Here is a 10965-nt window from a genome sequence, read left to right as displayed (position 1 = left end):
GGGATTCTCTCCGATTGAATTTTTGAAGCCGGATGAGCTGCAGGATGTGATTGAGCGGATTGAGAAGAAAGCTTCCACCCCGCATCAATATTAAACAAATCCATGCGATTGTTAACACATTTAAATAACAAACATGCGTCCACAAATCACTAAAAATCACGGTTCTAATATTGAATAAATGCTTCCATATAACTATTTTTATCAAGTGTTAATAACAGGCGCTCTTGAAATGAACTGAATATAACCGAATATAAACCATAAATAACAAAAGTCCTTCTCACATGAGAAGGGCTTTTGTTATTTCACCTCAATTATATCAATAAATTTAAAGATATTTTTATAATAAATAACATCAATACATATAACAGTTATATAACTCATAAGTAAATGACCAGCTTCGTGTTATATCGATATTACATTATCTAAAACACAAATTTATAAGAATATTACTTTTAGAATACAATCCTTATTAGATTAAATATGGCCACGGCAAGTCCAATGATAACTAGGATAGAGCCTATTGCACCTTTTTTTTGACTGTTCTTACGGCTTTTAATTAATACCAGACCAATAATGATTAAAATACTACTAAAAATAAAATTTGCAGCCAATAATGTAGAGTTATTTCCTCCAAAAAGGGAATCTAATGTTTTATCAATAAAGTTTTCCATATATTATACCTCCATTCTACAATTCCCACCTTATTTTCTTAATTCAATAAACAATTTACCATAAACCACCTAGTAAATTATTAAAATATATACTTCTTAAGAAAAAAGTAAGCGATTGGATATGGTTTACTTTAATATAACAAAACGTCTAATGGATCCATGGATACAGGGGCAATGTTCATTAATAGCAGTTGGTATCATTTTGAAAATAACGGTGTTACGATTGCTAACTAAACATAAAAATTCATGTATCATGATATATCTTCAAGACGAAAAAGTATTCATGTCTACAGTTTTATAATATTACGATTATCTAAAAGCATTTGATATTTAATAGTAGAATTTTAAATAAGAGAGATCAGGGCTAATTACTCATAAAGGCCCGATTAATGAGGGATAATTACCAATGGAAAATGTCACACTGATTAAAGTTTTACTTTATTATTTAAAATGGACCGATATTGTTCGATCTTAAGTAAAAACTAAAAAAAGTACCAAGAATAAAAAAAGAGGAATTAACAAGAAAGGAATGTTTTTTTCTCATCTTCACAACATGCAAAAACTTTCTGTTCGTAAATATGATCATTGGAAAAAGAATACCACCTATTATCAAAGTAATAACTAATCCCATAATGATACCCACCCATTCTTCTCCTACCATATCTGAGCAACCATTAAATAGACAATTAATTGAATAAACAGTTATTAACACCCCTAAAAGAACATACTCAAAAAGAAAACCAAAAATAAAATTTAGAAGCACACTTATTACTAAGTACAATTTTTTCATCTATTCACCCCAAAAAAATACGTATATATATTCATTTACACGACCATTTTTAACTTTTCACTCTGACTACGCATCATTCATTTTGTTATTCATTTCCTCTAACACTCGCAATTGCTGCTCACCTTTCTTTACAGCAATAGTAAAGTAATTTTGTAAAAGGAATATTGTATTATTGTCAATATAATATCGTTCCGTTATATTTTCCCATGTCTTGCTATTTTGAAAATCATTCCAAGTAAATTGAATGTGTTCTTTTTTCTTTAATTCTTTAAATACCCATCTCTTCATTTTCTTTTTTGCTTTTTCAGTTAATACACCATTCTTTGCAAGTACGAGCTCTTCATTTCTTTTATATCGCTTATAAATATCCTTTTCCTTGGATACTTTAAGAAAGATATTTACGGTGTTTTTAGCGTCTGCAAAAGCACGGTGCTGTTTCCCTTCCCACTCTAAAGCAAATTGTTCCACCGCAAATTTCAAACTTGGTGTATGTATAAATAATTGCTCATATGCTTGAAATACAAATTTTTGTAAATCGAATTTTCTCTCACTCTCTATATTAGGGCATTTTATATTATGTAGTTGGCAATCTTGCGCGAGAAATTTATAGTCCTCCTTTCCCCATGTTATAAATATATAATCATCTCCAGCAAATTGAAGGAATCGCTTCATTACCATCGGAAACTTTTCTACCTCTTTTAGATCTTTCTTTGTAATTCCTGTTAATTTTGTTGTATGACGGGTTAGGGGTGCGGTAGGTTTAACAAGTGAAGAAAATCGTCCTATAATCTGCATTGTACTGGCTTCTACCTTGATTGCTCCAATATCAACCACTTCCAATGGATCTTGCGATTTATATGGCCGAAAATTCCGTTCAACATCAAATACAATATAATATTTAGGTTCATTCAAGTCACATACCTCTTCCTTATCTAATTATATTCTTAATTATAGAGTCCCCACTGTACAAGCACACAAAACAAAATTTATAAAAAGATTTTGAGTATCTCGTTTTGTTTTTTGAATATTAAGATAAAAAACATAAAAAATTTTTTGTACATAAAACAAAACTTTAATTAGTGGGGTTTTTCTTGATCCCCCACCTAACCTCTTTGCTTTCGCTGAATTTTGAGGTGAGGGTCTTACTGCCCGCCAATAGCGGGATAAAAAAACAAAAAAAAGGAGAAGGGCAAGCCCTTCTCCTTTTAATTCAATTACTTCTTAACTACGTTAGTAGCTTGTGGTCCACGGTTACCTTGTTCTACTTCGAAAGTAACTTCTTGACCTTCTTCTAAAGTTTTGAATCCTTCGCCTTGGATAGCTGAGAAATGAACGAATACGTCTTCTCCGCCTTCAACTTCGATGAATCCGAAACCTTTTTCTGAGTTAAACCATTTTACTTTACCGTTTTGCATGAAAAAATCCTCCTACAATGTACCTATATGTACATATTCATTTTCGACCACTTTACAACAATAATAAAGACATTAAAAAACTGCAACCGCAGAGGAGATTTAACATTGCTATCCTCCTCTGAAGTTACAGCTCATTTAAATCTCTATATTATTAAAAGTAAAATGGTTTATAATCACTATATCATATCAATATAATAAAAGTAAAGCTGAATTCCCTATTTTTTTTTGTACATCTTACACAACGCTTTTCTCCCAGTGCATCACTTTCGATTCCCCAGACCCTGCTACAACATAATCTTCCCTTTCATTGACAATGCGCCATCCATGTCCTTTGATTGATCCACACGCCGTTATTATACCTTCTTCTAAAAATACTCGGCAAATCGTTCCTATTCCAGCTTTATTTTTAGTTGAAGTTGTGTACAATACTTGTTGATCAACACTTAAGTCTAAATAGCTGCTTTCTTTTTGTTTACTTTGACAAATTTTCCAATTTAGCTTTTTATGTTTAATAACCTCGTCTATCACACAAAAAGAAATGTTGCCACTTGTACCTCTGCACGAACCGCTTGCCGCTACTAAATAGGAGTTATGTAATGCCAAAGCGGAAATCATCTGATTTGTTGTCACTTTAATTCTTTTCAGCTTACGTCTTCGCAAGTCAAAAAGCCAAACACCACCATATTTAGAATGAATCTTTGTGCCAATAAATAAGAAATGTTTGAATAAAAATAACGAACGAATCGATGGTGCGTCAATGCCGTAACAATGAAATGGACGAATGGTTTCCCATGTAGTACCGAAGTTATTTGAAACATATACCGTTTTATCACCATGTGCAATAACTTTTCCATGTTCATTACTGCATACATTCCAACTCGTTGCTTTTGTTGGAAATCTTTGGACACTCCAGTTCTCCCCACCATCCAGACTACGAACAAAAATCCCTTCGTCACCCACGCCGTAAATCATTTTTCCATTACTACATAAATCTCGTATTCGTTTTTGAAACCCTGTTAATACTTGTTTCCATTCGCCATTTTGTGCCATAAATAGACCATCATATGTAGTTGCCAATATAAGCTTCCCATTTTCTAATTTCGTTACAGCAGTTGCACTTAACATTGTTTCCACGATGACACTCCCATTCTTAAAACTTTTCGGCAAATGCGATTGCAAAGTTACTGCATTTCTCGATATCTTCTTCCTCTTCTGGAGCTAACTCAATTTTTAAGCCTTCTTGTACAAGTTCTGCACCACATTCTACAAGACGTTCTTCAAAAATTGTTACTGCTTCACAAAATTGCTCATAAGCCGTATCACCAGATCCAAATACAGCAACTTTTTTCCCAGTTAAATCTATACCTTCTAAATCATCATGGAAATCTTCTGCTTCAAATGGCAGCTCTCCATCTCCCCACGTATAAGATCCCAAAATGATACCATCATATTCTAATAGTTCTTTTGCGTCCATTCCTTCCATTTCCTTTAATTCCACTTCATGATTAAATGCATCCAAACTCACTTTAATTAAATCAGCAATACTTTCTGTATTTCCTGACATACTTGCAAATGTTATTAAAATTTTCGCCATGTCGACATTCCCCTTTATAATTGATTCTCATTCTCATTATATTAATAATGAGAATCAATTTCAATTATATTTTTGATTTTTCTCCTTACTACATGTAATAAAGTGTAACTTCCATCACCAATCGGGCTTTGTACAATCAAAAACTCAGCTATTTATTTATAAAAAAAGCACGAATGACTATTCTCGTCATTCGTGCTTTCTGTTCTTATTTTTTAAAAATGCCAAATGGCTTTCCTACTGGTAATACAACTTTTCCAAAATGTGTATTTAATACAGCAGCTGCTGAACCATAGAAAGATAGTAATGAAATACATAGTTCAGAATACGCTGCTAAGTTATGCATAGCATGCGGCATAACACCTAAAGTACTAAATGAAAGACCAATAAATAAGAAATCAATAAGTACAAAAATCATAAATAATACTTTATGTGTTTCCATTGCTCCAATTGTCATAAAAATCGTAAAGATTAAATATCCAATGAAGGCTACCCCAAGTTGTTTCGGATCTACAGCTTGTGCTAATTTTTCACCGAATACACCTAGTTGAATCAACCATGATGTTCCAACGCCTAGCCAAAATAGACCATATGCACCAAATGCAGTTGTACCGAACGTATTATTATGCTTTGCATCGTGAACGCAAGCAAAAAGTTGTGCAAATCCTCCTAAAAAGATCGCCCATGGCAATACAAATGAAACGCCATCAGTTAATCCTAATTTTTGTGATGATGCTACAAGTGTTACCATTGCTAATCCAAATAAACCAATTCCAGATGGATCCGCTGTTGTCATTTTTACATGATGTGTAGTTTGATTACTCATAAAAACCTCCTGATTTTGAACACATACCTGAATACAATACTCAAATCAAAAGGCTATGTCAATGGTTTTTATTGTATGTTGTCAGGCTTCATATTTTCGTAACAATGAACGATATATTCTGCCACTTTATAAGGTTTTATATTTACATTTAATAACTCTTTCATAGGAACCCATACTGGAACGTATTGTCCTCTGTCAACCTTCTTAAATTCTTCTGCCTTACCGCTACCCAAAACCCCATCTATAATACGAGCTTTGTAGAAGAACTGCGAGCCATTATATTCATACTTTATAAAAAGCTTTTGAATTTCAACATGTACTCCTAGTTCTTCATAAACTTCACGTATCGTTGCCTCTTCAGGAGTTTCGCCCTCTTCAATTCCTCCACCTGGAAATACAAAATACACTTCATTTTCTCGAATACGCTTTATAAGAGCAATTTTATCCTCCTGTATAATAATAGCTGCACCACGATTTTGACTCATGCTATTACTTCAATCCCAATAGCAATTGTTCCCCACTTTTGTTCTTGTTCTTTCGTATATATTTCATATGTACTTGCTAGCATTTCTTCTAAACTCCAGTTTGCACAGTCCAGCAACTCTTTATCAATATCCTTATACATTTCTTGAAATGTTTTATAACATTTCAACTCCGTTATCTTTACACAAATTGTTTCTTTTGTTGTTAGATTTGTAAATTCGATTTCATCTTCTTTTTGTATACTCTGACGCTTCTTATCATATAAGCGCACTTCAAATACCTTTTTTCCAGATTGAATAGATTGAAACGGTTCATTATATAAGCTCATTTTATGTTTCATTTCCTCACCACCTTGGTTTATTTTAACATGAGAATCTACACTCTTTTTTCATTTGTTATAGAAAATCCAGCAAGACTTATTCAATATCGTTTTCCAAAGAAGGATTATCATCACTACTTTCCAATCAAGTCGAAAAACTTCTCCAAGCATATACAAAACATTCATGAATTCTCCATTAAGGAGATTTATTTCTTTATATGAAATGCTCTATACGATAACATGTAGATAAAACACCGTATCGACACCATTTATTATATTTAATATGAGAGGAGTTTTAAAGAAATGCGCTACGTCATTGTAACAGGTACTTCACAAGGATTAGGAGAAGCAATCGCTACACAATTACTAGAGGAAGATACACGACTCATTTGTATTTCTAGAAGACAAAATGAACAACTCATTGAAAAAGCAAAACAAAAAGATATTCCTTTAACATTTCACTCAATCGACCTCCAAGATGTACATAATCTAGAAACTCATTTCGAAACGATCTTTTCATCCATTGAAGAAGAAAACGTATCGTCTATCCATTTGATTAATAATGCCGGTACCCTCGCACCAATGAAACCCATTGAAAAATCAGAAAGTGAGTTTTTAATTGCAAATGTACAAATTAATTTAATTGCACCGATGATTCTTACTTCTTCGTTTATGAAACATACGAAAGATTGGAAAGTAGACAAACGTATTATTAACATTTCTTCAGGAGCTGGTCAAAAACCATACTTTGGATGGGGAGCATATTGTACGACGAAAGCTGGCGTGAACATGTTTACACAATGTGTCGCTACAGAAGAAACTGAGAAAGAATATCCAGTAAAAACAATTGCCTTTGCCCCAGGTGTTGTTGATACAAATATGCAACAGCAAATCCGTCAAACAAAAAAAGAAGATTTTACTAACTTAGATCGATTTATCGCTTTAAAAGAAGAAGGAAAACTACTCTCTCCTGAATATGTCGCTAAAGCGGTTGTTCATCTTATAGAAACTGAGGATTTTGAACAGGGCGGCGTAATTCGTATTGATGAAAAATAGTTTTATAATAAAAGGCTCGCATATATGCGAGCCTTTTATTTTCTCTGTTCTAAAAATATTAATACAGATTCCATTATTGGTTCATACCCTATCTCTTGGTATATTTTATTCGACGTTGGATTCGCTAAGTCCGTATATAAAGTAGTTGTTTTATAACCTCTATCTAACATGCGCTGACTGAGAGCAGCTACACAATTAGAAGCGTACCCTTTTTTCCGTTCTTCTTTCGGCGTATATACAAAATTGACTGTAACATTACTCTTAGTCGGTCTTGTTATGGCAGCTACCGAAACTAATCTCCCATCTACTTCCCATCCAAACAAGCGATTTGTAGTTACTAATGTGTTTGCAATTTGCTTTGCTTTTTCTTCAGTAGTAGGCAAATGAACATCTTCACAAAATTGGTACACCCACTTTTCAATTAATGCTAGTTCACCACTATTTACTTGACGGAAAACGCCATGTTCATCCCATTTCTTCTTTACTTTTTTTAGTTCATATACACCTTGTTTCATATGGATAGAAAGCTTCTTTTGTTCTAGTTGTGCAATCTCTTCAGCTACTTGTTTCACCACTTGCTTTTCACCAATCAATCCAGGAATATTAGGATATACCTTTGTTAATTGTTTTGCTATTTCCACTATAATTTCTTGTGAAACCTCAGCCTTAGCAACAATCATTTGCTTCTCCTCAGTTTGTAAAAATATAAGAGCAATTTTTTCATTTTGCTTTGCTACTGCCATAAACAACGGATTCTCTGTAGACTGTAACACCCCTAATAATAAATTATTTTCTTGTTCATTCATTTCTAAAATAGGACTGACTTCTTTCTTAAAATGAGAAACATCTTCATATACCTGGAATTGAATCATCGACAATCTCTTCCTTCTATTTATATTTAAATAGAATATTGGCGACTAATTCATAAAATCCTTCTTTTACGATTCAACAATATTTAAAACACGCATTATTAATTCTTTTTCAACTTGTGAGATCCGTTGTTTTTCCCTTTCAAACTTAATTTCTTCTTTCTTAAAAAACTCTTTCCTCTTTTCAATCATACGTATCATTTCTTTTTTACTTGGCCCACCATATACAGTCCGTTTTTCAACAAATGCTTCTGGTGATATAATGTCTTTCCATTCTTTTTCTGAAAGTATTATATGAAAGTTTTCTTGTAAGTACATATTTACTTCTGTGAACTTTAGTTCATGCAACTCTTTTTTCTGCTGTATAGACATCGTTGCGATATCACTTGCAGCACAATGAGCACGCCGGAAAGGAATATTATAATTTTTTGTTAATACGTCTGCAAAATCTGTTATTGTAATCGCATGTTTAAATGAGCGATTTCTTAAAATTTCATCTTCCACCTTCATTGTTCGAATCACTGCATTCATCATACAAAAAACACGAATTGCTTTTTCGATTCCCCCATATAAATACGGCTGTAAATCATCTTCTGTATCAACAATGTCTCCAAACGGTGTATTATGAATCATTTGAAATACAGTAAAAGCTTCTCCAAGTGCACTGCTAGCGAGAGCACGAGCGTGTTCAATTGAAACAGGATTCCGTTTTTGTGGCATTATACTGCTGATTTGTACATAAGGATTTGCAACAGTAATCCCATTGTATTCTTTTGTTGCTAGTAGTAAGAAATCATGGATCCATCTACTGCTATTCGTCATCGCTACCATAAGTGTCGCGCTCGTCTCTAATAAATAATCTGCGCTTGCAATAGCGTCATATGAATTCTCAATAACACTTGAAAAACCAAGTAACTTTGCAACCTGCTGTCTATTTATAGGAAAGCTTGTAGTAGATAGAGCAGCTGCACCTAGAGGAGATTGGTTGACAAGATGATACACCTTCCAAATCCGTTCTAAGTCCCGATGCATTGTATCATATATTGCTAACATATAATGACCAAATGTCGTTGGTTGGGCAGGTTGTGTGTGCGTATAAGCAGGCATGATTGTTTCCATATGTTCGTTTGCAACTTCTAACATACTTTCTTGTAAAAGAAGAAAATGCTCTATATAACGTAATAAATAGCGGCGCAAACTCATTCGATACATTGCAACTCCCATATCATTTCGGCTTCTGCCAATATGCATATTGCTTACCAGATCATCATTCGCTTCTTTTACAATTAAATGTTCAATTAAAAAAAAGAGATCTTCATGTTCCTTCTCATACAATAATTGACTTTTTGGAATTTGTGCTACTTTCTCTAACGCTGTTAAAATAACTTTTGCATCTTCTTGTTTCATTAATTTTTGTTCACTAAGCATGATAATATGAGCACGATGAATCATAAACATCTCTTGCAATAAGTAATCTCGCTGAAATTGGAACACATGCTGTAACACACAATTTACATAGGTTTCCCCAGGAAAATCAGCGCCTTCACCCTTTATAAATTCTTCCTTATTTTGTTTCATCACCTTTTCCCCTTTCGCCCAGTTGTTTACTAATCATCATACCCTGAGCTTCTGAAAAGGTGCTTGTATAAAGTGAAACTTTAATCAGTGGGGTTTTCTTCATTCCTACTGATTATCAGCCCTCACCAATCGGGCTTTTACGGGCAGTTTATCTCCAACCTCACTTCTTTGCTTCCACCGAATTTTGAAGTGGGAGTATTACTGCCCGCAAATAGCGGGATAAAAATAAAACCCGATGCTTCACGCATCGGGTTTATTTAATAACAGTTGCATCATATTTTTCACTTTGTAGCACCTGGAAATGTAAATTCCGCAAGTGCTTACGAAGCTCTGCACTATCATCTTCATCCAATTGGTTTGCTAAAAACACGATTTCTGTACAATTCCCAAGTTTATCAGTAGCATAAACAGCTTTTGTTAACGTCCATGGTGTATAACCATTTTTTTGCCCTGCATGTCTGAATGTCTTACGATACTTCTTTGCTTTCATGTCCGTTTCAACGAGATTTGCCCACTCTTTTTCTTCAGCTTTTGTAAATCCTTTTTTATGATTCGCTTTTTCTAGAAGCACCATATAATCATTCGCAGATGCAGCTGGCAACTTATTTGACCATATTTTTTCATATTTTTCTTCTAAATAGAGTGGAATTTCTTTTTGTAATAATGGCCCTTTCTCTTTTAACCGCTCATGTATTAACATGGCATAGCGACGATATTCTTCTGAAGACATTTCTTTTAGCTTTTTCTCTAATTTATATTTGGGAATATGCAATTCCTTATGCAAATATCCCGGAATGTATAGAGCAGAAACGATAGGAAATAACGGTTGATGTGAAGGAAGTAATAGGTTTTGTAAATTTTGATTAATATAATCTAGTCCAAGTCGATCCATTAAATATTCTGTATTTGCATTTGAACTAAACTTCACCATCCCTTTCGCAACTTCTTCTAAAGAAACTGCATTTTCATCCATTTTTCCAGTTCTTATTAAATACTTTTGCCAACGATTCTGCGCACCACCATCTGTATTTGGAACATAATAACGATTTACATCATCAATTGACACATAACTATTTGGATCAATTCTTCCGTCTACAACTTGTTTCGTAAATTCAAATGCGACAATTAATTTCATCGTGCTGGCAACTGGTAACACAACATTTGTATTTACAGAATAAACAACTTTATCATTTCTTTTTATAAGTAAGGCACTATTTTTTTCTTCTTTATGTTCTTCAACAAATGAAGCAATATATTCAGCATCATCATTATTAGAACTCCAAACTTTTTTCACTAAAAAGTTACCGGATATAAGCACTATGAATACACCAATGATTCCCGCACATATTATAACTTTTCTCAAGTGA

Annotated in this window: 13 protein-coding genes; 2 read left to right on the top strand and 11 right to left on the bottom strand. The window is 33.4% G+C overall.

Translation table 11 applies throughout. The features are described from left to right. Positions 1–94 (top strand): DUF3898 domain-containing protein (locus tag J4P91_RS15915; protein ID WP_207994909.1); only part of this gene is annotated, 94 nt, incomplete at its 5' end. A 358-nt stretch (positions 95–452) separates the two neighbouring features. On the opposite strand, the gene J4P91_RS15910 is transcribed toward J4P91_RS15915, so the two are convergent. The 8 genes from J4P91_RS15910 to J4P91_RS15875 all read right to left on the bottom strand — a co-directional run bounded on the left by J4P91_RS15910 (position 453) and on the right by J4P91_RS15875 (position 6116). Next, on the bottom strand, positions 453–671 hold the full coding sequence (locus J4P91_RS15910; RefSeq protein WP_207994903.1) for a hypothetical protein: 219 nt from the start codon (positions 669–671) through the stop codon (positions 453–455). Positions 672–1527: 856 nt separating this feature from the next. Beyond that, entirely contained in the window at positions 1528–2373 is an 846-nt protein-coding gene (locus J4P91_RS15905; protein WP_207994902.1) for an exonuclease, read from the bottom strand. A 302-nt stretch (positions 2374–2675) separates the two neighbouring features. Next, complete coding sequence (gene cspB / locus J4P91_RS15900; protein ID WP_003198964.1) at positions 2676–2876, bottom strand: cold shock-like protein CspB; 201 nt, start codon at positions 2874–2876, stop codon at positions 2676–2678. 234 nt (positions 2877–3110) lie between these two features. Further along, the gene (locus J4P91_RS15895; protein ID WP_207994901.1) at positions 3111–4010 is read right to left on the bottom strand and encodes a hypothetical protein; all 900 of its coding nucleotides are present in this window, start codon (positions 4008–4010) and stop codon (positions 3111–3113) included. A gap of 16 nt (positions 4011–4026) precedes the next feature. Continuing rightward, a complete protein-coding gene (locus J4P91_RS15890; RefSeq protein ID WP_207994900.1) occupies positions 4027–4470 on the bottom strand; it encodes a flavodoxin in 444 nt (147 codons plus the stop codon). A gap of 205 nt (positions 4471–4675) precedes the next feature. Continuing rightward, positions 4676–5293 (bottom strand): acetate uptake transporter, encoded by a 618-nt coding sequence (locus J4P91_RS15885; RefSeq protein ID WP_016115669.1) that lies wholly within the window; start codon positions 5291–5293, stop codon positions 4676–4678. Between the two features lie 68 nt (positions 5294–5361). Then, complete coding sequence (locus J4P91_RS15880) at positions 5362–5778, bottom strand: NUDIX hydrolase (protein WP_207994899.1); 417 nt, start codon at positions 5776–5778, stop codon at positions 5362–5364. After that, on the bottom strand, positions 5775–6116 hold the full coding sequence (locus J4P91_RS15875; protein WP_207994898.1) for an ASCH domain-containing protein: 342 nt from the start codon (positions 6114–6116) through the stop codon (positions 5775–5777). The genes J4P91_RS15880 and J4P91_RS15875 overlap by 4 nt, the downstream gene beginning before the upstream one ends. Before the next feature lie 282 nt (positions 6117–6398). Here J4P91_RS15875 and J4P91_RS15870 point away from each other — a divergent pair, with 282 nt between their 5' ends. Continuing rightward, positions 6399–7151, top strand: coding sequence for a (S)-benzoin forming benzil reductase (locus tag J4P91_RS15870; protein WP_207994897.1), 753 nt, complete (start codon positions 6399–6401; stop codon positions 7149–7151). Between the two features lie 35 nt (positions 7152–7186). On the opposite strand, the gene J4P91_RS15865 is transcribed toward J4P91_RS15870, so the two are convergent. The 3 genes from J4P91_RS15865 to J4P91_RS15855 all read right to left on the bottom strand — a co-directional run bounded on the left by J4P91_RS15865 (position 7187) and on the right by J4P91_RS15855 (position 10961). Then, a complete protein-coding gene (locus J4P91_RS15865) occupies positions 7187–8023 on the bottom strand; it encodes a GNAT family N-acetyltransferase (protein WP_207994896.1) in 837 nt (278 codons plus the stop codon). Between the two features lie 66 nt (positions 8024–8089). After that, positions 8090–9598: an argininosuccinate lyase gene (gene argH, locus J4P91_RS15860; RefSeq protein WP_207994895.1), complete on the bottom strand. Its 1509-nt coding sequence runs from the start codon at positions 9596–9598 to the stop codon at positions 8090–8092. Between the two features lie 253 nt (positions 9599–9851). Beyond that, positions 9852–10961, bottom strand: coding sequence for a serine hydrolase (locus tag J4P91_RS15855; protein ID WP_207994894.1), 1110 nt, complete (start codon positions 10959–10961; stop codon positions 9852–9854). Between the last annotated feature and the right edge of the window lie 4 nt (positions 10962–10965).

Origin of the sequence: Bacillus sp. XF8 (assembly GCF_017498755.1) — a bacterium.
Classification (GTDB): Bacteria; Bacillota; Bacilli; order Bacillales; family Bacillaceae_G; genus Bacillus_A; species Bacillus_A bingmayongensis.
Note: the sequence above shows the minus strand (reverse complement) of the source record. Positions and strands in the feature narration are given on the sequence as shown.